22 protein-coding genes are annotated in these 26,035 nt (G+C 67.8%); 9 read left to right on the plus strand and 13 right to left on the minus strand.

Annotation, left to right across the window (positions count from 1 at the left end; genetic code table 11):
* Positions 1-11 precede the first annotated feature (11 nt).
* Both IT41_RS08665 and IT41_RS08670 read right to left on the minus strand, forming a co-directional pair.
* Positions 12-1,283, minus strand: coding sequence for a glutamate-5-semialdehyde dehydrogenase (locus IT41_RS08665; protein ID WP_036740304.1), 1,272 nt, complete (start codon positions 1,281-1,283; stop codon positions 12-14).
* 80 nt (positions 1,284-1,363) lie between these two features.
* Positions 1,364-2,050, minus strand: coding sequence for a GntR family transcriptional regulator (locus IT41_RS08670; RefSeq protein ID WP_036740305.1), 687 nt, complete (start codon positions 2,048-2,050; stop codon positions 1,364-1,366).
* 114 nt (positions 2,051-2,164) lie between these two features.
* Here IT41_RS08670 and IT41_RS08675 point away from each other — a divergent pair, with 114 nt between their 5' ends.
* Both IT41_RS08675 and IT41_RS08680 read left to right on the plus strand, forming a co-directional pair.
* Entirely contained in the window at positions 2,165-3,514 is a 1,350-nt protein-coding gene (locus IT41_RS08675) for a glutamine synthetase family protein (protein ID WP_036740307.1), read from the plus strand.
* Positions 3,514-4,821 carry an NAD(P)/FAD-dependent oxidoreductase gene (locus IT41_RS08680; RefSeq protein ID WP_139221648.1) on the plus strand — a complete coding sequence of 436 codons (1,308 nt, stop codon included), beginning with the start codon at positions 3,514-3,516 and terminating at the stop codon, positions 4,819-4,821. The genes IT41_RS08675 and IT41_RS08680 overlap by 1 nt, the downstream gene beginning before the upstream one ends.
* On the opposite strand, the gene IT41_RS08685 is transcribed toward IT41_RS08680, so the two are convergent.
* From IT41_RS08685 to IT41_RS08705, 5 genes are all read right to left on the minus strand, one after another.
* On the minus strand, positions 4,818-5,798 hold the full coding sequence (locus IT41_RS08685; protein ID WP_036740449.1) for a glutathione S-transferase family protein: 981 nt from the start codon (positions 5,796-5,798) through the stop codon (positions 4,818-4,820). The two genes, IT41_RS08680 and IT41_RS08685, sit on opposite strands and share 4 nt — an antisense overlap.
* Positions 5,799-6,029: 231 nt before the next feature.
* Complete coding sequence (locus IT41_RS08690; RefSeq protein ID WP_036740309.1) at positions 6,030-7,760, minus strand: SulP family inorganic anion transporter; 1,731 nt, start codon at positions 7,758-7,760, stop codon at positions 6,030-6,032.
* 48 nt (positions 7,761-7,808) lie between these two features.
* The gene (locus IT41_RS08695; protein WP_036740311.1) at positions 7,809-8,687 is read right to left on the minus strand and encodes an MBL fold metallo-hydrolase; all 879 of its coding nucleotides are present in this window, start codon (positions 8,685-8,687) and stop codon (positions 7,809-7,811) included.
* Between the two features lie 186 nt (positions 8,688-8,873).
* Entirely contained in the window at positions 8,874-12,308 is a 3,435-nt protein-coding gene (gene pyc, locus IT41_RS08700; RefSeq protein ID WP_036740312.1) for a pyruvate carboxylase, read from the minus strand.
* Between the two features lie 92 nt (positions 12,309-12,400).
* Positions 12,401-12,853, minus strand: a complete 453-nt coding sequence (locus IT41_RS08705) for a nucleoside deaminase (RefSeq protein WP_036740313.1) — start codon at positions 12,851-12,853, stop codon at positions 12,401-12,403.
* A gap of 126 nt (positions 12,854-12,979) precedes the next feature.
* Between IT41_RS08705 and IT41_RS08710 the strand changes: the two genes are divergently transcribed.
* Complete coding sequence (locus IT41_RS08710; RefSeq protein ID WP_052081367.1) at positions 12,980-14,263, plus strand: pseudouridine synthase; 1,284 nt, start codon at positions 12,980-12,982, stop codon at positions 14,261-14,263.
* A gap of 21 nt (positions 14,264-14,284) precedes the next feature.
* Here IT41_RS08710 and hemP read toward each other — a convergent pair whose 3' ends face one another.
* The gene (gene hemP / locus IT41_RS19895; RefSeq protein WP_074948071.1) at positions 14,285-14,461 is read right to left on the minus strand and encodes a hemin uptake protein HemP; all 177 of its coding nucleotides are present in this window, start codon (positions 14,459-14,461) and stop codon (positions 14,285-14,287) included.
* A gap of 168 nt (positions 14,462-14,629) precedes the next feature.
* A complete protein-coding gene (locus tag IT41_RS08715) occupies positions 14,630-15,547 on the minus strand; it encodes a zinc ABC transporter substrate-binding protein (protein ID WP_036740314.1) in 918 nt (305 codons plus the stop codon).
* A gap of 79 nt (positions 15,548-15,626) precedes the next feature.
* On the opposite strand from IT41_RS08715, the gene IT41_RS08720 reads away from it, so the two are divergent.
* The 4 genes from IT41_RS08720 (at position 15,627) to IT41_RS08735 (ending at position 18,133) form a co-directional block, all read left to right on the plus strand.
* Positions 15,627-16,121 carry a Fur family transcriptional regulator gene (locus tag IT41_RS08720; RefSeq protein WP_036740453.1) on the plus strand — a complete coding sequence of 165 codons (495 nt, stop codon included), beginning with the start codon at positions 15,627-15,629 and terminating at the stop codon, positions 16,119-16,121.
* Positions 16,118-16,897 (plus strand): metal ABC transporter ATP-binding protein, encoded by a 780-nt coding sequence (locus IT41_RS08725; RefSeq protein ID WP_036740315.1) that lies wholly within the window; start codon positions 16,118-16,120, stop codon positions 16,895-16,897. Before IT41_RS08720 ends, IT41_RS08725 begins: the two co-directional genes overlap by 4 nt.
* An 8-nt stretch (positions 16,898-16,905) precedes the next feature.
* The gene (locus IT41_RS08730; RefSeq protein ID WP_036740316.1) at positions 16,906-17,691 is read left to right on the plus strand and encodes a metal ABC transporter permease; all 786 of its coding nucleotides are present in this window, start codon (positions 16,906-16,908) and stop codon (positions 17,689-17,691) included.
* A gap of 211 nt (positions 17,692-17,902) precedes the next feature.
* A complete protein-coding gene (locus tag IT41_RS08735; RefSeq protein WP_331435285.1) occupies positions 17,903-18,133 on the plus strand; it encodes a hypothetical protein in 231 nt (76 codons plus the stop codon).
* 177 nt (positions 18,134-18,310) lie between these two features.
* Here the strand turns inward: IT41_RS08735 and IT41_RS08740 are convergent, their stop codons facing one another.
* From IT41_RS08740 to IT41_RS08755, 4 genes are all read right to left on the minus strand, one after another.
* Positions 18,311-18,967 carry a YjbF family lipoprotein gene (locus tag IT41_RS08740; RefSeq protein ID WP_036740318.1) on the minus strand — a complete coding sequence of 219 codons (657 nt, stop codon included), beginning with the start codon at positions 18,965-18,967 and terminating at the stop codon, positions 18,311-18,313.
* Positions 18,964-21,171, minus strand: a complete 2,208-nt coding sequence (locus tag IT41_RS08745) for a YjbH domain-containing protein (protein WP_036740319.1) — start codon at positions 21,169-21,171, stop codon at positions 18,964-18,966. The genes IT41_RS08740 and IT41_RS08745 overlap by 4 nt, the downstream gene beginning before the upstream one ends.
* Before the next feature lie 88 nt (positions 21,172-21,259).
* Positions 21,260-22,105 carry a hypothetical protein gene (locus IT41_RS08750; RefSeq protein ID WP_036740320.1) on the minus strand — a complete coding sequence of 282 codons (846 nt, stop codon included), beginning with the start codon at positions 22,103-22,105 and terminating at the stop codon, positions 21,260-21,262.
* Positions 22,106-22,230: 125 nt separating this feature from the next.
* Complete coding sequence (locus IT41_RS08755) at positions 22,231-23,613, minus strand: L-serine ammonia-lyase (protein WP_036740321.1); 1,383 nt, start codon at positions 23,611-23,613, stop codon at positions 22,231-22,233.
* Between the two features lie 234 nt (positions 23,614-23,847).
* Here IT41_RS08755 and dusB point away from each other — a divergent pair, with 234 nt between their 5' ends.
* Positions 23,848-24,861: a tRNA dihydrouridine synthase DusB gene (gene dusB, locus IT41_RS08760; protein ID WP_036740323.1), complete on the plus strand. Its 1,014-nt coding sequence runs from the start codon at positions 23,848-23,850 to the stop codon at positions 24,859-24,861.
* A complete protein-coding gene (locus IT41_RS08765) occupies positions 24,858-26,030 on the plus strand; it encodes a two-component system sensor histidine kinase NtrB (protein WP_081967506.1) in 1,173 nt (390 codons plus the stop codon). The genes dusB and IT41_RS08765 overlap by 4 nt, the downstream gene beginning before the upstream one ends.
* Positions 26,031-26,035: the final 5 nt, after the last annotated feature.

Below are 26,035 nucleotides of genomic sequence, written 5' to 3' on the forward strand. Positions count from 1 at the left end.
CGGCCGGGCGTTCAGGGCCGGATCGTGCCGTCGCCGATGACCAGATACTTGAAGCTGGTCAGTTGCTCGGCGCCGACCGGCCCGCGCGCGTGCATCTTGCCGGTGGCGATGCCGATCTCGGCGCCCATGCCGAATTCGCCGCCATCCGCGAACTGGGTCGAGGCGTTGCGCATCAGGATCGCGCTGTCCAGCCCGCTGAAGAAACGCGCGGCGGTCGCGTCATTCTCGGTCAGGATCGATTCCGTGTGCCCCGAGCCGTAGCGGCGGATATGGTCGATCGCCTCATCGACGCCATCGACCAGCTTGACGGCGATGATCTTGTCCAGGAATTCCTGCCCGAAATCGCTGGCTTCGGCGCGGCTCGCGCCGGGGATCTCGGCCAGTTCGCCCTCGGCGCGGACCTCGATCCCGGCATCCAGCAGATCCTGGATCAGCACGCCGTGATGCCTGTCGTAAAAGGCGCGGTCGATCAGCAGGCATTCGGCGGCGCCGCAGATGCCGGTGCGCCGGGTCTTGGCGTTCAGCACCACGCGGCGGGCCTTGTCCAGATCCGCGTCGCCATCGGCATAGACATGGCAGATGCCCTCAAGATGGGCAAAGACCGGCAGGCGGGCCTCGCGCTGGACCAGCCCGACCAGACCCTTGCCGCCGCGCGGCACGATCACGTCGATCAGCCCCTGCGCGCGCAGCATGGCGGCCACCGCCGCGCGGTCGCGGGTCGGGATCAGCTGCACCGAGGCTTCGGGCAGCCCGGCCTGGACCAGCCCCTTGACCAGCGCCCGATGGATCGCGGCCGAACTGTGCAGGCTTTCCGAGCCGCCGCGCAGGATCACCGCATTGCCCGCCTTCAGCGCCAGCGCGGCGGCGTCGGCGGTGACATTCGGCCGGCTTTCATAGATCACCCCGATCACCCCCAGGGGCGTCGCCACGCGCTGGATATGGAGCCCGTTCGGCCGGTCCCATTCCGCCAGCACCCGACCCACCGGATCGGCCTGCCCGGCGACCGCGCGCAGCCCATCGGCCATGGCGCGGATGCGTTCGCTGTCCAGCATCAGCCGGTCCAGCATCGCCGGCGACAGGCCCTTTTCGCGGCCGAAATGCATATCCTCGGCATTGGCGTCCAGGATTTCCTGTTCCGCCGCAAGAATGGCCTCGGCCGCGCCGGTCAGGGCGGCGCGCTTGTCCTCGGCGCTGGCCTGGGCCAGCGCAATCGCGGCCTCGCGCGCGCGCTGGCCTAGGCTTGCGATCAGCGCGTCGGCATCGGTCTGGGTCAGGTCGGTCATGGCGGTATTCCCTTGCTTGGAACCGGGATAAGCGAGCGGGCGGCGGAAGACCAGAGGCAAGCCCGGCAGATCTGCGGCGCCTATGCCGGATCCGCCCCATGCAGCATGGCGCGCCCGGCCCGGATCGAGCCGTCATGAACATCGGCCCTGATCGCCGCGCAGAGCTCCTGCAGGGCGCGTTCGCGCAGCGCGGCCAGCATTTCCTTGTGGTGGTCGGCGCCGGCGATGCTGTCGATATCCTCGATCACCTGACGCTGGAACGGCCCCAGTTGCAGCCACAGGCTTTCGATCAGGGGGATCGCGGCCGCATCGGGGTTGAGCCCGTAGAGCCGCTTGTGAAATTCCTGGTTCATCCGGGTCAACCCGTCCAGATCGCCGCGCGCCAGCGCCGCATCCATCCGGTCGTCCAGCGCCGTCAGCCCGTCGATCGCCTTGTCCGATATATAGGGAAAGGCGCGCGTGGCGGCATGGGTTTCCAGAACGATGCGCAGCTGCACCAGTTCCTCGAAACGGCCCGGCGTCATCCGTGGCACCTGAAGCCGGCGGTTCTCCAGCACCTCGATGGCGTTTTCCGAGCTTAGCCGCCGCAGCGCCTCGCGCACCGGGGTGGCGCTCAGGCCCAGCTGCCCGGCAAGGCCGCGAAAGGTCAGCGATGTGCCGGGCTTCAGCGCGCCAACCATGATCGCATTGCGCAGGCGCCGATAGGCATAATCCTGGGTCGTCATCGCGTCGTCCCGGGCGATCTCGGGCAGCAGGGGCTGGTTCATCCGTGGCCTCGAATTCGTAACGTCCCGACAGGATGGCCCCTGCGGCCGCTTGACACAAGCAGGAATGCTATCACATTATGAGAAATCATATCACAATAAGCAGGGAGCTTGCGGATGAAACCGGCGGATGCCCCGGCCTGGCTGGCCGACCGACCCGAGGTCGAGACGATCTTTGCCTGCATCTGCGACCTGAACGGCGTGATGCGTGGCAAGCGCGTGCCGATCGAACATCTGGACAAGATCACCAGCGGCGCGCTGCGCATGCCGCTGTCGCTGCTCAGCATGGATATCTGGGGCGAGGATATCGAGGGCAACGACCTGGTTTTCGACACCGGCGATGCCGACGGGCTGTGCGATTTCACCGGCCGCCCGATCAGCCTCGTCGACTGGACCTCGCGCCCGGCGGCCTTCGCCCAGCTCTGGATGCGACAAGAGGACGGGCGCCCCTTTCTGGGCGATCCGCGCCGCGCCCTGGCCGCCGTGGTCGAGCGGTTCCGCAAACTGGGCCTGACGCCAGTGGTCGCGACCGAACTGGAATTCTATGTCGTCGATCCCTCGAATGCCGTGCCAAAGCCGCCCTGCTCGCCGGTCACCGGCAAGAGGCTGGATTCCGATGGCGCGCTGTCGCTGGACGAGCTGCAGCATTTCGACGCCTTCCTGAACGATGTCTACGACGCCTGCGCCGGGCATGCCATTCCGGCCGATTCGGCAATCTCGGAGAACGGCGCCGGCCAGTTCGAGATCAACATGCTGCATGTCGCCGATCCGCTGAAGGCGGCGGATGACGCGGTGCTGTTCAAGCGCGTGGTGCGCGGCATCGCCCGCAAGCACGGCTTTGCCGCGACCTTCATGGCCAAACCCTATGGCGACCGGGCCGGCTCGGGCATGCATGTGCATTTCTCGCTGAACGATGCGCAGGGGCGAAACGTCTTTGACAATGGCGCCGAGGACGGCTCGGCGATCATGCGCCATGCTGTCGCCGGGCTGCTGCGCACGATGCAGGAAAACACCCTGGTCTTTGCCCCGCACGAGAACAGCTTCCGCCGTCTGCTGCCCGGCGCGCATGCGCCCTCGTCCATGGCCTGGGGCTATGAGAACCGCACTGTCGCGCTGCGCATCCCCGGCGGCAGCCCCAAGTCGCGCCGGATCGAGCACCGCGTGGCCGGCGCCGACGCCAACCCCTATCTGGTCCTGGCCTCGATCCTGGGCGGCGCGCTCCTGGGCATCGAGGACGAATGGGAGCCGCCGCCCGCGATCACCGGCGACGCCTATGCGCAGGATCTGGAGACGCTGCCGCCGGACTGGGCCTCGGCCATCGAGGCCTTCGTGCGCGGCCAGCATGTGCAGCAGATCTATGCCCGCCGCCTGCAGCGCATGTTCGTGCAATGCAAGCTGCAGGAGTTGCGCCGGTTCACCCGGCACGTCACCGAATTCGAATATCACTCGTATCTGGAGGCCGTATGATGAATGCGATGCGCCATCCCTATGCCGGCACCGGCGATCACACCGGCAGCTATTACGCCGCCTCGGCCAATGCGGCACCGCTGCGCCCCGAATTGCAGGGCGCGCATGACACCGATATCGCCGTGCTGGGCGCCGGGTTCTCGGGCCTGTCCACCGCGCTGCACCTGGCGGAAAAGGGCCACAGGGTCACCTTGATCGAGGGCGCGCGGATCGGCTGGGGCGCCTCGGGGCGCAATGGCGGGCAGATCGTGAACGGGCTGAATGCCAGCCTGCAGACGATCGCCCGGCGCTACGGGCAGGATACGGCGCGCTTTGTCGCCGGTCTGGTGATGGAGGGCGGCGACATCATTCGCGAACGCGTCGCCACCTATGGCATCCAGTGCGATCTCAAGCCCGGCAATCTCTTTGCCGCCCTGACCGATGCCCATATGCGCGAGATCGAGGCGCGCTGGAAGCTGTGGCGCGGCTATGGCATCGACAGCCAGGAGATGCTGACCGCCGGACAGATGCGCGACCATGTCGCGACCGACCGCTATGCGGGCGGCATGATCGACCATCGCGGCGGGCATATGCACCCGCTGAATCTGGCCCTGGGCGAGGCCGCCGCCTTTGAAAGCCTGGGCGGCACCATCTTCGAGATGTCGCCCGTGACCTGGGTCGAGACCGAGGGGCCGCGGCCCGGCCTGCGCACCGCCCGGGGCGAAATCCGGGCGAAAACGCTGGTCCTGTGCGGCAATGCCTATCTGGGCGATGTCGTGCCGACGCTTGAGCGGCGCATCATGCCGGTCTCGACCCAGATCATGGCGACCGAGCCGCTGGGCGATCTGGCGGCCAGGCTGATGCCGAGCGATATCTGCGTCGAGGATGTGCGCTATATCCTTGACTATTATCGCATGTCGGCGGACGGGCGGCTGCTTTTTGGCGGCGGCACGGTTTACGGCGGCGCCGATCCCCGGGATATCAAGGCCAAGCTGTGGAAGAACATGATCAAGGTTTTCCCGCAGCTTGCCGAGACCCGCATCGATTATGCCTGGAGCGGCAATTTCGCGCTGTCCTTCAGCCGCGTGCCGCAGATGGGCCGGATCGGCGCCAATACCTATTTCGCGCATGGCTATTCCGGCCATGGCGTCACCGGCACCCATACCTTTGGCCGGATCCTGTCCGAGGCGATCAGCGGCGATACCGGCCGGTTCGATGTCTTTGCCGGCCTGCCCTGGATTCCCTTCCCGGGTGGGCGCACCTTCCGCGTGCCCTATTCGGTCATGGGGTCCTGGTGGTACGGGCTGCGCGACCGGCTGGGGATCTAAAGGCCGTCGCGGCCATGCGGCGCGTGCCAGTCGATGACCGGGTTGATCGGGATGATGCGGTGCGGATTGATCGTCGCGTGGCTATAGTGATAGTGCCGCACGATATGGTCGAACCGCACCGTTTCGGCGACGCCCGGCCATTGGTAAAGCTCGCGCGTCCAGCCCCAGAGGCTGGGATATTCCCGCAACCAGGCGCGATTGCACTTGAAATGCGTGTGATAGACCGGATCGAAGCGCACCAGCGTGGTGAACAGCCGCCAGTCCGCCTCGGTGATGCGGGGGCCGCAAAGGTAGCGGTTGCCCGAAAGGTGATCCTCCAGCCAGTCCAGCGTCTCGAATAGGGGCGCGACGGCCTCGTCATAGGCCTCTTGCGAGGTGGCGAAGCCGGTCTTGTAGACGCCGTTGTTGACATTGCTGTAGACGCGCTCGTTCATCGCCTCGATCTGCGGCAGCAATTCGGCGGGACAGTAATCCTGCCCGTTGCCGGTCAGCCCGTCGAAGGCGCTGTTGAACATGCGGATGATCTCGGCGCTTTCGTTCGAGACGATGGTGTCGCTCAGCCGGTCCCAGAGCACCGGCACCGTCACCCGCCCCGAGGCGCGAGGGTCGGCCCGCAGATAGAGATCGCGCAGAAAGGGCAGGCCGTAGAGCCGGTCGCCCGTCGCGCCGGGGAAATCGGTGGCGAATGTCCAGCCTTCCGACAGCATGTTGGGATGCACGGCCGAGACGCCGATATGTTCAGTGAGCCCCTTCAGCGCGCGAAAGATCAGCGTCCGGTGCGCCCATGGGCAGGCAAGGCAGACATAAAGGTGATAGCGCCCGCTTTCGGCCGGGAAACCGCCCTTGCCGCTGGGGCCGGGGCGGCCATCGGGCGTGATCCAGTTGCGATAGGCGGTCACGCTGCGGCGGAAGCGCCCGCCCGTGCTTTCGGTATCGTACCAGCTGTCATGCCAGACGCCATCGACCAGTTGTCCCATGCGGTTTTCCCCTTTGCGCGCCGGCGGCCCGCCCCTTTGGCCGCGACCAGCATAGCCCGCCATGGCCCCGGGGCAAGAGGGGCTCACGGCGCGCGCTCGGACCCCACCGGCGCGGCGGATCGCGCCCGGCGACCCGGGCTGGCTGCGCCGAAACTGTTGCAATCGCGACGGCGCCGCGCTGCATCACCCCGGCCATGATTTCAACGATGGCACCATCGGCCGGGGGCTGTCCTATGGGGGCGCGCCCCTGCCGGATTCGGCGCGCAGGGCGCGGAATGCCTCGTGCTGGCTCAGAAAGACGCGGCCCGACAGGTGGCGCAGGAAGTCGCTGCGCCGCAGCCGGTCCATCACCGGGCCCTTGACCTCGGACAGATGAAAGGTCACGCCGCTTTCGGCCAGCCTGCGGTTGATTTCCTCAAGGCTTTCCAGGGCGCTGGCGTCGATATCGTTGATGGCGGGGCACATCAGCACGACATGGCGCAGGCGGTCGTTGCAGGCCACCAGCGTGGCGATGCGGTCCTCGAGAAAGCGGGAATTGGCGAAATACAGGCTTTCATCGACGCGCAGCGACAGGATCTCGGGGCAGGTGATGACGCTGTGGCGGTCGATATTTCGGAAATGCTCGGTCCCCGGGACCTGACCGACCACGGCGGAATGCGGGCGCGAACTGCGGTAAAGCTGCATGATCAGCGACAGCAGCACGCCGGCCACGATGCCCTGTTCGACCCCGATCAGCAGGGTGGTGACGATGGTCGTCGCCATGGCCAGGAAATCGCGCGGCGAATAGGCAAAGACCCGGATCATCGCCGGGATATCGACCAGCGACAGCACCGCCAGGATGATCGTCGCGGCCAGCACCGCCTGCGGCAGATCGGCCAGCAGCGGCGTCAGGAACAGCGCCGCCAGCGCGATGCCAAGCGCGGTCAGGATGCCGGCCGCCGGGGTCTGCGCGTCGGCATCGTAATTCACCACCGAGCGCGCGAAGCCGCCGGTCACCGGATAGCCCGCCGTCAGCCCGGCGGCCAGATTGGCCGCGCCCAGCCCGATCAGTTCCTGATCCGGGGCGATCCGCTCGCGCCGCCGTGCCGCCAGCGTCTGCCCGACCGAGACCGATTCGACAAAGCCCACGACCGAGATCAGCAATGCCGCCGGCGCCAGCGCAAGGATCAGCTCGGGTGACATTGCCGGGATGCCGGGCCGGGGCAGGCCCTGCGGGATCGCGCCGACCAGCGCCACGCCGCTGGCGCCCAGATCCAGCGCCCTGGTCAGGGCGATGGTCAGGGCGATGGCGATGATCGGCGCGGCGCGCGCCAGCATGTCGGCCAGCCATGCGGGCAGGCCGATGCCGCGCAGCCCGCCCCGGCCCCAGCGTCGCGCGGCATATAGAAAGACCAGCGCCGCCAGCCCGATCGCCAGCGTCCAGGGGTTGGTCTGCGGCAGGTTCCGCCACAGCGCGGGTGTGATTTCGGGCAGGGTGGCGCCGCCGCCGGGCACGCCCAGCAGATGCCGGATCTGGCCGGCCGCGATCAGCAGCCCCGAGGCGGTGATGAAACCAGACATCACCGGATGGCTCAGGAAATTGGCAACAAACCCCAGCCGGAGCAGCCCTGCCGCGACCAGCATCGCGCCCGACAAGAGCGCCAGCGCCACCGCCGCCACCATCGGCGTGGCCAGCCCCTGCGCGACCACCGGCCCGATGGCCGAGGCGGTCATCAGCGAGATCACCGCCACCGGCCCGACCGCCAGCACCCGCGAGGTGCCGAAGACCGCATAGGCGATCAGCGGCGCGATCGAGGCATAGAGCCCGACCTCGGGCGGCAGGTTCGCCAGCATCGCATAGGCCAGGCTTTGCGGGATCAGCATGATGGTGACGATCACCGCCGCCAGCAGGTCGGCGCCCAGCATCGCGCCGCCATAGCCGCGCGCCCATTGCAGGCAGGGCAGGCGGGGCGGCGCCTTCACTTGGGTGGATCCCGGCGCGGATCCGGGTGGGGCGGCGGCGCGATCATGCTAGCTCCAGCGTGCATCGAGCAGGTCCAGCGGGATCTTGAGATAACGCCGGCCGTTCGATTCCGGCGCGGGCAGACGCCCGGCATTGGTGTTGATCTGCAAGGCGTGCAGGATCAGTCGCGGCATCGGCAGGGTCTTGTCGCGGGCCTCGCGCAGGGCGACGAAATCGGGTTGCGCGGGATGCCTCGCGATATGGATATTCGTGGCCTTCTGCTCGGCCACGGTCGATTCCCAGCGGGGCGCCCGCCCGCCCGGGCAATAGTCATGGCCGGTATAGATGCGGGTCGCATCGGGCAGGGCCAGGATGTCCTGGATGGATTGCCACAGCGCGTCGGCGCTGCCGCCCGGGAAATCGGCCCGCGCGGTGCCGCTGTCGGGCATGAACAGCGTGTCATGAACAAAGGCCGCGTCGCCGATGACATAGGTGATCGAGGCCAGCGTGTGCCCGGGCGAGAACATGACGCGGCCCGGGATATCGCCGATGCTGAACCTGTCTCCCGCGGCGAAAAGCCGGTCCCATTGCGAGCCGTCGGCAGGAAAATCCGGCCAGTTGTAGAAGCCGGCCCAGAGCTTCTGCACCTCGGTCACCTTTGCGCCGATGGCGGTCGGCGCGCCGGTTCGGCCCTTGAGGTAATCGGCGGCGGTGAAGTGATCGGCATGCGGGTGGGTGTCCAGGATCCACTGCACCCGATAGCCGCGATCCGCGATGAACTGCAGAATCCGGTCGGCCTGGATCGTCGCCGTGGCGCCGGATTTCTCGTCATAATCCAGCACCGGGTCGATGATCGCGCATTGGCCGGTGGCGGGATCGGCCACGACATATTGCACCGAGCCGGTTCGCTTCTCGTAGAACCCTGTCACCTCGGGGGCGGATGTCATGGGAAAACCTCACTGATATTATCGCGTCGGGCGGAATTTCATTCCTGTTATGGCGATGATGTCGGGATTTTCAACATCCTCGGCACCATCGCGGCCGCAATTCCGCGTCAGGGGGGGGCAGAAAGGAAAACGGGCCGTGGCCTGCGCGGCCCGGCCCGTTTCATCCGGTTGCGCCGGGCGCAGCCGTCAGGTGATTTCGACCAGCAGGTCCTTGGCGTCGATCTGTTCGCCGGGGCGGACATGCAGCGCGCTGATCACGCCGGCGCGGTCGGCATGGATGCCGGTCTCCATCTTCATCGCCTCGATGGTCACCAGCATGTCGCCGTGATTGACCCTCTGGCCCTGCGTCACCGCGACCGAGGCGACGACGCCCGGCATCGGCGCGCCGACATGGGCATCATTGGCCGGGTCCGCCTTGGGCCGGGCGACGGTCTGCGATTTCACCAGACGGTTCGGCACCCGGATCACGCGGGGCTGGCCGTTCAGTTCGAAAAAGACCTTGACGTCGCCCTGATCGTCGGTTTCGCCGACGGTCTGCAGCCGGATCTCCAGCGTTTTTCCGGGGTCGATCTCGGCCTCGATTTCCTCGCCCGGCTCCATGCCGTAGAAAAAGCTGCGCGTCGGCAGGGTGCGGACCGGGCCATACTGGCGGTGCCGGCCCATGTAATCCAGAAACACCTTGGGATACATGAGATAACCGTTCAGGTCCTCGTCATCGACCGCCTTGCCCTCAAGCTGTTCGGAGAGGTCGGCGCGCGTCGCCTCGAGGTCCACCGGCGGCATGCTGGCGCCGGGCCGGGTGGTCATCGGCTCCTCGCCCTTCAGCACCTTTTTCTGCAACCCTTCGGGCCAGCCGCCGGGGGGCTGACCCAGGTTGCCGCGCATCATGTCCACGACCGAATCGGGAAAGCTGACATCGGTGTCCGGGTCGATGACCTGTGCGGGCGTCAGGCCCTGCGCCACCATCATCAGCGCCATGTCGCCCACCACCTTGGAGGACGGCGTGACCTTGACGATATCGCCGAACATCCGGTTCACATCGGCATAGGCCTGGGCGACCTCGTGCCAGCGTTCCTCAAGCCCAAGGCTGCGGGCCTGGGCTTTCAGGTTGGTGAACTGGCCGCCGGGCATTTCGTGCAGATAGACCTCGGAGGCGGGGGCCTGCAGGCCGGATTCAAAGGCCGCGTAATGTTCGCGCACCGCCTCCCAATAGTTCGAAATCGCGCGGATGGCGGCAATGTCCAGCCCGGTATCGCGATCCGAATGGCGCAGCGCCTCGACGATCGAGCCCAGCGTCGGCTGGCTGGTATTGCCCGACAGCGCGTCCATGGCGCAATCGACCGCATCGACGCCGGCCGCGGCGGCTGCGAGGATCGAGGCCCCGGCGATACCGCCCGTGTCATGGGTGTGGAAATGGACGGGCAGGCCGACCTCTTCCTTCAGCGCCTTGACCAGCACCCCGGCCGAGGCGGGTTTCAGGAGCCCCGCCATGTCCTTGAGCCCCAGCACATGGGCGCCGGCATCGCGCAGCTCGCGCGCCATGTTCAGGTAGTATTTCAGATCGTATTTCGAGCGCTCCGGGTCGAGGATATCGCCGGTATAGCAGATCGTGCCCTCGCAGATCTTGCCGCTCTCGATCACCGCATCCATGGCGACGCGCATGTTCTCGACCCAGTTCAGGCTGTCGAAGACCCGGAACAGGTCGATCCCGGTCGCGGCGGCCTGACGGACAAAGCCCTGCACGACATTGTCGGGATAGTTCGTGTAGCCCACCCCGTTCGAGCCGCGCAGCAGCATCTGCGTCATCAGGTTCGGGATCGCCTTGCGGATATCGCGCAGCCGCTGCCAGGGACATTCCTGCAGGAAACGATAGGCCACGTCGAAGGTCGCGCCGCCCCAGCATTCGACCGAAAACAGCCCCGGCAGATTCGCCGCGTAAGAGGGCGCCACCCGGATCATGTCGATCGAGCGCATCCGCGTGGCCAGCAGCGACTGGTGCCCGTCCCGCATCGAGGTATCCGTGATCAGCAGGCGTTTCTGCGCCAGCATCCAGTCGGCGACGGCCTTCGCGCCCTTTTCCTCAAGCAGTTGTTTGGTGCCGGGGGCCGGATCGGCCTTGGGCCGGGGCGCCACAGGGTTGCGCGCCTCGGCCGGGGGCATGGGCCGGCCGACGGTCTCGGGATGGCCGTTCACGGTGATGTCGGCGAGATAGATCAGCAGCTTGGTCGCCCGGTCGCGGCGCTTGCGGAAAGCGAACAGATCGGGAGTCGTGTCGATGAACTTGGTCGTGTAGGTGTCGTTCAGGAACGTCGGGTGTTTCAGCAGGTTGATGACGAATTCGATATTCGTCGCCACGCCGCGCACCCGGAATTCGCGCAGGGCGCGGTCCATACGCCGGATCGCCTGTTCCGGGGTCTGGGCATGGGCGGTGACCTTGACCAGCAGCGAATCGTAATAGCGCGTGATGACGCCGCCGGCATAGGCAGTGCCGCCATCCAGACGGATGCCATTGCCGGTGGCGCTGCGATAGGCGGTCAGGCGGCCGTAATCGGGGATGAAATTGTTCAGCGGATCCTCGGTCGTGACCCGGCATTGCAGGGCATGGCCTTGCAGGTGCACGTCCTCCTGCCGCTTGATGCCGGTGGCGTCGGCCAGGGTCGCGCCCTCGGCGATCATGATCTGGGATTGCACGATGTCGATGCCGGTGACCTCTTCGGTCACGGTATGTTCGACCTGGACGCGCGGGTTCACCTCGATGAAGTAGAAGTTCCCGCTGTCCATATCCATCAGGAATTCGACCGTGCCGGCATTCTGATAGCCGACCGCGCGGCCGATCTTCAGCGCCAGTTCGCAGACTTCCTCGCGCTGCTCGGGGGTCAGATAGGGGGCGGGGGCGCGCTCGACCACCTTCTGGTTGCGGCGCTGCACGGTGCAGTCGCGTTCGTAAAGATGATAAAGGCCGCCATGGGTGTCGCCCAGCAGCTGCACCTCGACATGGCGGGCGCGCTGGATCATCTTTTCCAGATAGCCCTCGCCATTGCCGAAGGCGGCCTCGGCCTCGCGACGGCCCTCGCGGACCTTTTCGACCAGCTCGTCGGGGCCGGTGATCGGGCGCATGCCGCGCCCGCCGCCGCCCCAGCTGGCCTTGAGCATCAGCGGATAGCCGATCGCGGCGGCCTCGGCCTTGATGGCGTCGAAATCATCGCCCAGCACCTCGGTCGCGGGAATGACCGGCACGCCCGCGCCGATCGCCACCTTGCGGGCGCTGGCCTTGTCGCCAAGGGCGCGCATGGTTTCCGCCCTGGGGCCGATGAAGGTGATCCCGGCCTTGACGCAGGCATCGACGAATTCGGGGTTTTCCGACAGCAGGCCATAGCCCGGATGGATGGCGTCGGCGCCGCTTTCCCTGGCCACGCGGATGATTTCGGGGATCGAAAGATAGGCGGCGACCGGCCCCAGCCCCGCGCCGATGCGGTAAGCCTCATCCGCCTTGAAGCGGTGCAGGCCCAGCTTGTCCTCTTCGGCATAGATGGCGACGGTTTTCTTGCCCAGTTCGTTCGCGGCCCGCATGACACGGATCGCAATTTCGCCGCGATTCGCTATCAGGATCTTTCGAAACATCCATCACTCCCATGTTCGCTGACGCGGCAGCATAGGCATGCCGCGCTGCAGCGCAAGCTGTCACTAACGCCAGATGATCCTGCAATAATGCGCTATCCACGCCGCTGGCGAAAGAATTCCCGCAAAAGGCCGCGCGATTCTGCTGCCGCAATGCCGTCGATCACCTCTGGCCGGTGATGGCATTGCCTATGCTCAAAGACCCGCGCGCCATGCCGGACGCCGCCCATCCGGGGGTCCTCGGCGCCGTAATACAATGTCGCGATCCGCGCGGCCGAGATCGCGGCGGCGCACATCGGACAGGGTTCCAGCGTGACCCACAGCCTCGCGCCGGGCAGCCGCTCGGACCCGGCGGCGGCGCAGGCCGCGCGAATGGCAAGGATTTCGGCATGCGCGGTCGGGTCCGACAATTCGCGCGTGCGGTTGCCGGCGCGGGCCAGCACGCGGCCATCGGCGCCGACCAGCACCGCGCCCACGGGCACCTCGCCGCGACGGGCGGCGGCCTGCGCCTCGTGCAGGGCATCGGACATGTATGAGACGAAATCCATGCCCGTTTCTGACCTGCCGCGCGCCCGGCTGCAATATGTCCCGGGGCTGGGCCGCGCTCTTCCCTTTGCGGCCATTCGCGCGTAGATATGGCGCTTTGCCACCGCAGAGATGCGCAGGAGATCGCCGTGACCGACCAGACGCCCGAACAGACCCCCGACAACCCGACCCCGAAAGCCGACCGTATCGCCAAGGTGATGGCGCGCGCCGGCATCGCCAGCCGCCGCGAGGCCGAGCGGATGATCCTTGAGGGCCGCGTCACCGTGAACGGCGACAAGATCGACAGCCCGGCGCTGGACGTGCTGCCCTCGGACAAGGTGCGCGTCGATGGCAAGCCGCTGGACGAGCCGCAGGAGACGCGGCTCTGGCTTTATTACAAGCCCATCGGGCTGGTCACCTCGGCCTCGGATGAAAAGGGGCGGCAGACGGTTTTCGACGCGCTGCCCCGCGATATGCCCCGGGTGATGACGGTCGGCCGGCTGGACCTGAACTCCGAAGGGCTGCTGCTTTTGACCAATGACGGCGAGCTGAAGCGCCGGCTGGAGCTGCCCAGCACCGGCTGGCTGCGCCGCTATCGGGTGCGGGTCAACGGCCAGCCCAACGATCTGACATTCGCCCCCCTGCGTCGCGGCGTGACCATCGACGGCGAGGAATTCCAGCCGATGGAGATCAACCTGGACAGCCAGCAGGGCGCCAATGCCTGGCTGACCGTCGGCATCCGCGAAGGCCGCAACCGCGAGATTCGCCGCACCATGGCCCATGTCGGGCTGATCGTGAACCGGCTGATCCGCATCGGCTATGGCCCCTTCAAGCTGGCCGGGCTCGAGGAAAACGAGGTGCGCGAGGTCAGGCGCAAGGTGCTGCGCGACCAGCTGGGCGGCTTGCTGACCGGCGAGACGGATGAAAAGCCGCGCGGTTTTCGCGAACGCGGCGCCGCCCGGCCCGCCTCGCAAGACGAGGCGTCTCGCCCGCGCGGGCCGCGCGCCGAGGGCGAGCGCAAGTTCGCAGCGCGCCGCGACGATCGCGGCGGAGAGCGGCGCGGCGGATCGGACGAGCGCGCCGAAGGCGGCAAGCCGCGCGCCAGGCCCGCCGGTTTTCGCAACCGCGACGAGGCGCGGCGCGAGGCCGATGAGGGGCGCGGCGGCAAGCCCGGCTTCAAGCGCGGCGCCCGGAGCGATCGTCCGGGTGAGGCGAGCGGCGAGGGTCGTGGCGGAAAAGCGGGCGGCTTCAAGCCGCGCGCCGGGGGGAAGCCTGCGGGCAAGCCCGGCGGCAAACCGGGCGGCAAGCCCGGGGCCAAGCCGGGATTCGGGCCGAAAACCGGCCAGAATACCGACAGGCCCGGCCGTCCAAAGACAAATCGCGCCCCCGGCAAGGGGGCGCGACCCGAGGGAAAAAGGCCGGGGCGCGGATGAGACGCGCCCGGCTGCGGCAAATCACTTGGTCAGGATAAGCTTGCCGGCGCGGGTGATGCGCAGGTTGTAAACCTGATCGCCCAACACGATCAGCGCCTGGTTGCCGCCGGCGGTCAGGGTTTCGGCGTCATGCTCGGGCAGGCGCTGCAGGGCGGTCACGCCGGGGCGGGCGAATTCGGCTGGGCGGGTCGCGGTCATTACCATGTCCTCGTTTCTGTCGCGGTAACGATAATCTGACAAATTCGATCAGGGATGTCAAAGGAAATTAGTCAGGAATTTTCCGCTGAAGATAATACATCCATTTCAGTGGTATATTCGCTGTCTCATGGATGTCGTACCCTTGCCGGCCGGCAAGACTGGGACGAGTCAGTTCTGGCCCAGGCATGAGGTCAATGCCCGCGCGAGGCCGCGCAGCACGCCGGCATAGAGATCCGGGCCGGCGGGCAGGGTGCTGCCCTCGGGGTCAAGCGCGGGGCCCTGCCTTGCGGCGCTGTCCTCGATCGCGGTCAGGATCGGGGCGTCGCTGTGATTCGCCTCGGGAAAGGCGCATGTCACGGCCTCGGCCCGGATCCGGTCGCGGATCCCGCTCAGCCGCGCCGCCGAAACGGCCGAGGCATCGCCGGGGCTGATCGCGATGGCCGGGGAGAGGCCGTAATGGTCGGTGAAATAGCCATAGGCGTCGTGCAGGGTGACGAAGCTTTTGCCAGCCAGCGGCGCGAGTTCGGCGCGGATGGCGGCATCGGTTTCGGCAAGCGCCGCGCGGGCGCGCTCGGCGTTGCGGCGATAGACCGGCGCGTTCTCCGGGTCGCTTTGCGACAGGCCGTCGGCAATGGCGCCCAGCCATGCGCCGCCGTTTCCGGGGTCCAGCCAGGCATGCGGATCGAGATCGCCGTGATCATGCCCTGCCGGCGCCGCGTGATCGTGCCCGCTCCCGCCCGAAAAATCGCGGCGATAGGTCTGCGGCAGGCTCAGCAGCGGCAGCGAGACCGCCCGGGCCGCCAATGCGGTGCTGGCGCGGTCCAGCCAGGGTGTCATCTCGGGGCCGATCCAGACCAGCAGATCGGCGCGGGCCAGGTTTCGCGCCTGATCGGGGCGCAGCTGATAATGGTGCGGATCGCTGCCGGCTTGCAGCAGCAATTCGGGTGCGCCCAGATCGCCCATGACCTGCCGGACAAGCGAATCGACGACCGGCAGATCGGTCACCACGCGGGGGATTTCGGCCGTGGCGGGCAGGGCGGGGATCAGCGCCAGTGCGGACAGGATCAGACGGTGGCAAAGGGTCATGGCATACTCGCTTGCGAAAACCACGCGGTTATTTATGTTATATCGTAACCCGTCAAGCGAATTGTGATAATATAACATGATGCAGGATCCTTGCGACCCCGACCCGTTTCACGACCACGATCATGACGGCTGCGCCGCGGCGGTCCTGCACCGCGCCGAAGAGCAGACCCGGGCGGAGGGCGTGCGCCTGACCCCGGTGCGCCGCCGCGCGCTGGAGATCCTGCTGGAATCGCATCGCGCCATGGGCGCCTATGAGGTGCTGGAAAGGCTGGCCGCGGATGGTTTCGGCCGTCAGCCGCCGGTCGCCTATCGCGCGCTGGATTTTCTGGTGCAGCACGGTTTCGCGCATCGCGTCCAGCGCCTGAACGCCTATGCCGCCTGCCTTTCGCCCGAGCGCGATCACGCGCCGGTCTTTCTGATCTGCCGCGGCTGCGAACAGGTGGCCGAGGCTGACGCACCCGCCCTGGCCGCCGCCATGCGCGATCTGGCGACCAGCTCGGAATTCACCATCGAGCGCAGCACCGTCGAACTGCTGGGGCTTTGCGCGCGCTGCCGCGATGAGGGGCGCGGATGAGCGCGCTGATCCAGGCCACGGACCTCTCGGTCAGCCATGCCGGTTCCCAGATGCCGGTGCTGCGCGGCGTCGATTTCCGCATCGATCCGGCCGAGATCGTGACCGTCGTGGGACCGAACGGCTCGGGGAAATCGACGCTGGTGCGCGCGCTTCTGGGCCATGTGGACCTGACTTCCGGCCGGGTGCGGCGGATGGCCGGGCTGCGGATCGGCTATGTCCCGCAGCGGGTGCATATCGAAAAGGCGCTGCCGATGACGGTGCGCCGCTTCCTGTCGCTGCCGCGCCGGGTCGGCGATGCCGAGGCCGGCGCCGCGCTGGCCCGGACCGGCGTGCCGGGGCTGGAAAGCCGCCAGATCACCGCGCTGTCGGGGGGGCAGTTCCAGCGGGTGCTGCTGGCGCGCGCGCTGCTGAACGATCCGCAACTGCTGGTGCTGGACGAACCGACCCAGGGGCTGGACCAGCCCGGCATTGTCGCCTTTTACGAGCTGATCGAGGATGTCCGCGCCGAGACCGGGGCCGCCGTGCTGATGGTCAGCCATGACCTGCTGGTGGTGATGCGGGCCTCGGACCGGGTGGTCTGCCTGAACGGCCATGTCTGTTGCGAGGGCACGCCGCAGGTGGTCAGCGCGGCGCCCGAATATCGCGCGCTGTTCGGCGCCGGATCGCCGGGCGCGCTGGCGCTGTACCAGCACCATCACGACCATGACCACGACCATGTCGCGGACGAGGGCGGGCATGCGCATCGCCACGGCCCCGATTGCCGCCACCAGCACTGAGAGGCCCGATGCTTGACGATTTTCTGACCCGCGCCATCCTTGCCGGGCTGGGCCTGGTGCTGGTGACCGGGGCGCTTGGTTCATTCGTGGTCTGGCGCCGGATGGCCTATTTCGGCGATGCGACCGCGCATGCAACGATTCTGGGCGTCGCGCTGAGCTTTGCCTTTTCGGCCCCGCTCTATCTGGGCACGCTGGGCGTCGCGCTGGCGGTGGCGCTGATCGTCGCGCATCTGAGCGCGCGCGGGCAGACGGTCGATACCGTGCTGGGCGTTCTGGCCCATGGCGCGCTGGCTCTGGGGCTGGTCGCGGCCAGTTTCGTGCCGTCCCTGCGCAGCGATCTGGATGCCTTTCTGTTCGGCGATATCCTGCTGGTCAGCCGCGCCGACCTGGTCTGGATCTGGGGCGGGGCGGCGCTGGTGCTGGGCTTGCTGGTCTGGCGCTGGCAGCGGCTGGTGACTGCCTCGGTGAACGAGGAACTGGCCATGGCCGCCGGCATCGATCCGGCGCGCGAAAGGCTGATCCTGTCGCTGGCCCTGGCGATCGTGGTGGCGATAGCGATTCGGATCGTGGGCGCGCTGCTGATCTCGGCCATGCTGATCATTCCGGCCGCCGCTGCGCGGGGATTCGCCAGAACGCCCGAACAGATGGCGGGTTCCGCCACCGCGATCGGTGCGATATCGGTTCTGGCAGGGCTTGGCGCGAGTTTCTGGCTCGGCACCCCGGCCGGTCCCTCGGTCGTGGCCGTATCGGCGGTGATTTATACATTTTCCTTAATATGTTACGGGAAGGGATGACTTTTCCGTACGCGGCGGAAACCGGCAGAATATGCGCAATGTTACGGCGGGAAGCTGCTGAAACAATAACAAGCTGGCCAATATGCAACAGTTGCCCGCATGGCGTGTGAATTCCCGATCAAGAGCGCTTCCCAAGTCCTTGGGTTTATGCGACTGTCGCTGCGATGCTGTTGGAGACGGCAGCCTTCAAAGTACTGAACGGAGCATGATCATGACCAAATTTGCTACCTTTGCCCTGGCTCTCGGCATGACGGCCTCCTCGGCCCTCGCCGGTGGCTACGTTGCCCCCGTCGTGGAAGTTGAGCCGGTCGTCGTCGACGAGCAGCCCGCTTCGTCGAATGCTGGCCTCGTCGTTCCGGCCCTGCTGCTGCTGGGCGTCATCGCTGCCGTCGCTTCGGACGACGACGACGATGATGACGATGACGGCACCGATGGTACCTAATAGTTATCCGCAAGGATAATTATCTGGTTTAGGGCTGGCCTTCGGGCCGGCCCTTTCCTTTTGCTCCGCCGGTTTTCCTTAATCTCCGCCTGTCGCCTATTGCGATGCCAGCAAGAAAAAAGACCCGCCGACGGCGGGTCTTTTCGCAATTGTGGCCATTGCCGGTCGAAGCAGGCGTCAGGGCCGCAGTTCCTGAATGGTCACATAGCCCAGGTTGGGGCCGATCCATTGCCGCGACACGGTGACCCGGCCTCCCTGTACGATATAGTTGTTCTGGATATTCAGCGGGCCGTTCTGACAGCTTTCCACGATGGTGCCGGCTTTCGCGCCCGGCCCGATGGTGCAATCCAGGCTCAGCGGCCGCTCCAGCCCGTCGCCGGTCCAGTAGCGCATGACCCGCCGCGCCTGCCCGCTGCGGCCCGAGCGGATCAGGGCCGACGAGCCCGACATTTCCGCGACCGACAGGTCGTTGCCCAGCCCGCGCGTGCCGACCAGCATGCCGTCGCGCATGATCAGCGCCTGTTCGTTCTTGGTCATATAGGTGCGCTGACCGGCGTTTTGCCCGGTCATGGCCAGCACCTGCGTGGTGCCCATCCGCTCCAGCCCGACCAGGATCAGCGGGCCGGGATTGACCCGCAGCGCCTCGGCCGCCATGGCCGAGGGATCGGGGGCGGGGGCCACTTTCGCCTCTTCGCCCCGCATCCTGGCGGCGCTTTGCTTCAGCGCCGTGGCGAACATTCCGGAAATCGAACCCTCGCTGCCGGTATTGCCGCAGGCCGCCAGCATGGCCAGCAATGCCGCGCCGATCGCGCCGCGTGTGATCTTGCGGTTCATCGCCAGAACCTCCCCCAACCTTGATTGATCTGGCCCGACTGGCTGTCGCGGATCGTGTCGTAGAGCCGCCCCCTGACGCTTACGCGGGTGCCGCCATCGCGTGAGAGCGAGCGGATATTGCCGCCCACGCGCCGCAGCGAGGGCTGGCCCGTGCCCCAGGCGAGCGGGATCGACAGGGTCACGCCCTTGTCGAACGAACCTTCGCCGAAATCCTCGGTGCTCATATCGGTCTTGGTGACCCATGCGCCGACCCGCCAGCCATTGGCGAATTCGCGGGTCACGGTCAGTGTGGCGCCCTTGTCGCCGGCCAGGTATTTGCCGATATCCAGCTGGGTCGAAATACCGTTCTGGAAATCGTAATAGGCCGAGACATGGCCGGTCGTGACCTCATAGTCGCGGAAACCGAACACGTCGCGGAAATCGCGCTTCTTGACCCGGTTTATCTCGGCGCCAAGTGCCAGCCGCGAATTCGAGGGCCACCACAGCACCTCGCCCGAGACGCCGCCAAAGGCGCGCTCCAGCAGGCCGACGGTGACGCGGCTATAGATGTCCTCGGTCGGCTTGGCGTACCAGGCCAGCGTCAGGCGCGGAACGGTCGGCCCCTTGTCGCCCGAATACATCCGGCTGTCCGAGCGGACGCGCGGCACGCCGTTGCTGTTGTAATCCGTGTCCAGCGCCTTGTACTCGCCGACGGTCAGGCTGCCGGGCGCGTCCTGGTCCTTGTTGCCAAAGGCGCGCTGGCGCACGCTGCCCGAAAGGATCAGCCCCGGCATCAGCTCGTATTCGCCGGAAAGCTGCGCGCCGACCTCGTAGCGGAACGGCTCGTCCGGATCGAAGAGCGAGGTCGAGACATAGGGCCGCAGCGACCAGCTGAAGCGCGGAAACAGGCCCGGCGTATAAACCAGATTGCCGGGGCGCGGATCGGCGCTGGACAGAACCGCGGCCTCCGAGATCTGGCTGGCCTCGGTATTTTCCAGCCGCTCCACATCCGAGCGGCGCAGCGTGACCGAACTGGTCGGCATGCCGTCCTGCGACGAGGTGATGACCAGCGTCTCGACCGAGGGCGGCAGGGCGCGCGTCATCAGCCGCGCGGTGCGGCCGATGGCCTCGGCCTGCTGGATATAGCGGTTGTTGCGGATCCGGACCTCGGCGCGATTGGCGTCCAGCGCCATGCTTTCCAGCACCTGGCCCTCATCGGCCAGGGCGTCGCCAAGCGCCTTCTGGATGGCGGGATGGGCGGTCGGATCGGCCGACCATGCGCCGGACCAGCCTTCGGGATCTGCGTTGCGGGCGACGCGCGGGCGCACCGGGGCCGGGGCCTTTTCGGTGCCCGAGGGGAAGGGCGACTGGCGCGGATCCATGGCCACGGTGAACTGCACGCCCAACTGCTTGCCGCCCAGCACATAGCCGGTGAGCTGGTAATTCTGGCCGATCTGATAGGTCAGGCCCAGGTTGAGGCGGTTCTTCAGCTCGTCCTCGTCGCTGAGCCAGGGGGTGCGCGGGCAGTCCTCGGTATCGCCGGTTTCGCAGGCATACCGGTCGCCGGAATATTCGGCGGTCAGGTAGATATTGTCGGTGGCCTGCCAGCTGGCGCTGACGAAGGGCGCGACATCGCCGCGGAACCACTGGTCGACATTGGGCTTGCCGCCTTCCTCGTCATCGGGATCGGGGCGGTGGCCGAACGGGTTGCCGATGCTGCCCTGCTGCGCGAGGCGGCCCCAACCCAGACCGGCGCTGATCCGCAGGCGCGGGTTGATGGTCTTGGTCGCGACCAGATATTCCGCGCTGAAGATGCCGGTGCCCAGGAAATCCTGCAGGCCGATGGCGACGGCCGGGCGCCAGCTGTTCGGATCCTCGTCCAGGAACTGGTAGCGCAGGTCGAAGCTGCGGTCCCAGATATAGCCGCGGCGTTCCTCGGTGCTCTCGACCCGGGAATAGCGCAGCACCACGGTCAGCCGGGGCAGGGCCTGGAACACGATCGAATTGCGCCGCGCCATGTTGGAATAGGCGACCGTCGCGCCCAGCGTCGAGTCGGGCAGCATCTCGGCGGTCGGCGTGTCGATCGCGCCGGGTAGGCCATAGGCGCCGATGGTCCGGCCGATCAACGGATCGGCGCGCCCGGGCGCGGCATCCTGGCCGATCAGCAAGGCCACCGGCAGGGCCGAGGCCAGCAGGCGGCGGGTCAGTGTCGAATGGGCGCGCATCGGCGGGTCCTCTCAGGTCTTGCGCCCGCCGCCAAGTGCAGCGGGCCGGCGCGGTCCGTGCGGCGGCCGCCGCGCGGACCCGATATGGTCATTCTCCGGCGGATGACGGCTGGTCGCCGGCCGTCGGAGGGGTGGGCGGCAGCACGATCTGCGGCGCCGGCACGCCATTGCCCGTCGGTGCCGTCGCGGCCGGTGCAGTGGTGGCCGGGGCAGTTTCGGCGGGCGGGGTCGCGGCGGGTGCCACCGTTTCCGCTGCCGTTTCCGCTGCCGCATCTGCCCCGGTATTCGCGGCCGGTGCCGCCGGCGCGGGCGCTGGCTCTGCCGGGGTCGCGGGCGCCGGGGTTTCGGCTGGCGTCTCGGCCGGGGCGGTCTCGGCCGGTTTCGGCTGGGGCGCCGCCGGCTTTGGCTGCGATTTCGGCGCGGGCGGCGAGGACGAGGCGCGCGTGTCGGGCCGGGGCAGGGCCTCTGCCGGACCGGCGCAGCCGCTCAGGCGCTGGCTGCCGACGCGCAGCTGCGCGGTAAAGGGCAGCCGCTCGCCCGCGGTCTCGCAGGCGGCGGCGCGGATATTCAGCGAGAACAGCGTGCCGTTCATCATGCCGATGAACTCGACCCCGCTGGCATAGGTCATGCGGCGCACGGTGACGCCCACCGATGACCGGCCGGGGCGCTCATAGACGGCGGTCTTGTCGGCGGCGCTGACCGTCCAGCCGGAGCCCGAGGCGCGGAAGATCGCGGTGTTCATCGTCGTGGCCTCGGCCGTGGCGACGGCACGGCTTGGGGCGCCGGTCTCGATCGGCTGTTCCAGCGGCGAGACGCCGGGCGGGCCGACATGGCCCTGGGCTGCGGGGTCGGAGGCTTGCTGGAACGGCAACTCACCGCAAGCGGCAAGGGCCACAGTCATCGAAAGCGCGGCGAAAGCCGAACTGAATTTCATCTGCTCTGTCCCGGTTCCTTGGGCTTATTGTGGCCATTCGCTACAGGAAGGCCATGGTTTGAGCAAGCAAAGACAAACACCGGACAGTTCAAAACCTGCGGACTGCGCGAATAATCGCACGGTTTTCAGCAGTTGGGCACGTTGACGGCCAGACCGCCCAGCGAGGTTTCCTTGTACTTCTCGCTCATGTCCTGACCGGTCTGGCGCATCGTCTCGATGGCGGCGTCAAGCGGCACGAAATGCTGGCCGTCGCCGCGCAGCGCCAGGCTGGCGGCGGACACCGCCTTGATCGCACCGAGGCCGTTGCGCTCGATACAGGGGACCTGCACCAGCCCGCGCACCGGGTCGCAGGTCATGCCCAGATGATGCTCCAGCGCGATTTCGGCGGCGTTCTCGACCTGCGCCGGGCTGCCGCCCAGGGTCGCGCAAAGCCCGGCCGCCGCCATGGCAGAGGCGCTGCCCACCTCGGCCTGGCAGCCGCATTCCGCGCCCGAGATGCTGGCATTGTGCTTGATCAGCCCGCCGATCGCCGCCGCCGTCAGCAGGAATTCGTCCAGCTGCCGCTCGGAGGCGCCGGGCACATGATCCAGCCAGTAGCGGATCACCGCCGGCACCACGCCCGCCGCGCCATTGGTGGGGGCGGTCACGACCTGCCCGCCGGCGGCGTTTTCCTCGTTCACGGCCATGGCATACATCGACATCCAGTCGTTGATGACATGGGGCGCGGTCAGGTTCATCCCCGCCTCGGCCTTCAGCGCGTCAAGGATGCCGGGCGCGCGGCGGCGGATCGACAAGCCGCCGGGCAGGATGCCGCGCGTCGCCAGCCCGCGATCCATGCAGTCGCGCATCACGCCCCAGATGCGATGGATGCCGGCGGTGATCTCGGCATCGTTGCGAAAGACGCGCTCGTTCTCGCGCTTCATGGCGGCGATGGATTTGCCCGATTTCGCGGCCATGTCCAGCATCTCGGCGGCGCTGGCAAAGGCATAGGGCACTTTGGGCGAGGCATCGCTGCGCGTGTCGTCGCCGCGCGCGGCCAGCTCCGCCTCGGTCAGCACGAAGCCGCCGCCGATCGAGTAATAGGTTTCCTGCGAGATCACGTCGCCCTGCGCGTCGGTCGCCATCAGGATCATGCCATTGGCATGACCGGGCAGGGCGCGGTCGAAGTCGAAGATCAGGTCGCGCGCGGGATCAAAGGACAGCTCGCCCAGATCGCGGGGCGACAGGGTTTTCGTCTCGCGATTGGCCGCCAGCGCGGCCTCGGCAGCCTCGGCATCCATGGTTTCCGGCAGGAACCCGGCGAGGCCGAGGATGGTGGCGCGGTCGGTGGCGTGTCCCGTGCCGGTGAAGGCCAGGCTGCCATGCAGGCTGGCGCGCAGCCCGTGCGGGCGAAAGGGCTGGCCGCGCAGCAGGTCCAGAAAGCGCCCGCCCGCCACCATCGGCCCCATGGTATGCGAGGACGAAGGGCCGACCCCGATCTTGAAGATGTCGAAGACCGAAAGAAACATGGGCCGGCTCCTGCAAATCAGTGGCGCCTGCAGGTTAGCCGCAGTCGCGATCCCGGGCCAGAGGGGCTGCGACGCCGGCAAGGGAACTCTGCGACATCCGGCAGGTTGAACCTTGCCTGAAATCTTGGCATTCTGCGCAAAATAACGGCAATCCTCGGCGCGGGCAGACCGGAAATTCACCGGGCCTGTGCCGTATTCTTTCCCGTTTCACACAGCAGACTTACGAATCCCCACATGAGATTGCCCGAACCGATCACCCTTGGCACGATCCGGCTTGGCCCGCCGGTCTTTCTGGCGCCGATGGCCGGGATCACCGATCTGCCCTTTCGCCGCGCGGTGGCGCGCCGTGGCGGCGCCGGGCTGATGGTCAGCGAGATGGTCGCCTCGACCGAGATGGTGACGCCGCGCCCCTCGACCCGGGCCGGGGTGCGGGCCAGGGCGCTGACCGAGGGCGCGCTGCCGGTCAGCGTGCAGATCGCCGGTCGCGAGGCGGGCGCGATGGCCGAAACCGCGCGGATCGTCGCCGGCATGGGCGCGCGCATCGTCGATATCAACATGGGCTGCCCGGCCCGCAAGGTGACCGGGGGGCTCTCGGGCGCGGCCCTGATGCGCGATCTGGATCATGCCCTGGGGCTGGTCGATGCGGTGGTGGCTGCCGTGCCCGACCTGCCGGTGACGCTGAAGATGCGGCTGGGCTGGGATCACGATTGCCTGAACGCCCCGGAACTGGCGCGCCGCGCGGCGGCGGCCGGGGTGCGGATGCTGACCGTGCATGGCCGCACGCGCGCGCAGTTCTATACCGGGCAGGCCGACTGGCGCGCCATCCGCGCGGTCGCGAACCTGCCGGGCCGGCCGCCGCTGGTCGCCAATGGCGATGTCGTCGATGCCGGCTCGGCGCGCGCGGCGCTGGAGCAGTCGGGCGCCGAGGCGGTCATGGTCGGGCGCGGCGCGCAGGGCGCGCCCTGGCGGCTGGCGCAGATCGCGCATGCGCTGTGGAACTTGCCGGCGCCGGTCATCCCGCAAGGCGCCGCCCTGGCCGAGGCGGTGGCCGAGCATTATGCCGATATCCTGTCGCTTTACGGGCGCGAGCTGGGGCTGCGCGTCGCGCGCAAGCATCTGGGCTGGTATGCCCAGGCGAATGGCGCCCCGAATCGCGCCGAGCTGATGCGCGCCGCCACCCCCGAGGCGGCGCTGGCCGCGATCCGCGCGGGATTCAGCGATGCCGGCTGCGCCGCGGCGGGGGCATGACGGCGCGATCCCGCCCCGGGCGCGGAACCGGCGGCCGCGCGGCCGCCCCGCCCCTTGTCGTCCCGCCCTTTGTCGCCGCGACCGTCGGGCCGAACTGGTCGGCCCTGCCCCTGCCCGCGATCATCCTGGACGCGCAGGGGCGGATCGCGGCGATGAACGATCTGGCGGAAGCCTTTCTGAACATCTCGTGCCGCTCCTCCCTTGGCCTGGCGATCGAGGGGGCGGATATGCTCAAGCGGCTGCGGGTGGTGCCGCCGCTCGCCACGCTCGTCGAGCGCGTGGCGAGCGGCCATGATGCGCTGCACCGCGCCGGCATCCGCTTCGAGATCGGCGACCGTTCGGGCGGCCATTCCGACCGCATTGCCACCGTCCATGCCGGCCCCGCCCCCAGCCCCGCGGGCGGCACCGTGCTGATGATCGCGCCGGACGGGGGCGGCGGCTGGCTGGGGCAGGGGCAGGCGGCGCGCTCGGCCGCGCGCTCGGCCATCGGCATGTCCGAGATGCTGGCGCATGAGATCAGGAACCCGCTGGCCGGCATCCGCGGCGCGGCGCAGCTGATCGGCATGAACCTGCGCCCCGAGGATCGCGACCTTGCCGATCTGATCGTCGCGGAATCGCGGCGCATCGTCGACTTGCTGGATCAGGTCGAACGGTTCGGCGACAGTTCGGCGCCGCGGCTCGCGCCGTTCAATCTGCATGACGTGCTGGAACGGGTGCGCCGCTCGGCGCTGCTGGGCTTTGGCGAGGGGGTGCGGATCGTGCCCGATTACGACCCCTCGCTGCCGCCGGCGCTGATCGATGCCGACCAGATGGTGCAGGTGTTTCTGAACCTGGTCAAGAACGCCGCCGAGGCGATCCGCCGCGCCGGGGACGAGCCCGGCACGATCCGTATCCGCACCTGCTATGACGGCGCCCTGCGCCTTGCGCCGAGCCCGGCCGAGCCGCAGGGCCGCAGCCTGCCCCTGCAGGTCGAGATCGAGGATGACGGCCCCGGCATCCCCGGCCCGATCGTCGAGCAGGTATTCGAGCCCTTTGTCTCGGGGCGCGAGAACGGCACCGGGCTGGGCCTGGCGCTGGTCTCTAAGATCGTCACCGATCACGGCGCCTGGATCGCGCTGGAGACACGCCCCGGCCGCACCGTTTTCCGCATTTCCCTGCCCAAAGCCTGAGGTTT

This window comes from Paracoccus halophilus, assembly GCF_000763905.1.
Taxonomy (GTDB): Bacteria; Pseudomonadota; Alphaproteobacteria; order Rhodobacterales; family Rhodobacteraceae; genus Paracoccus; species Paracoccus halophilus.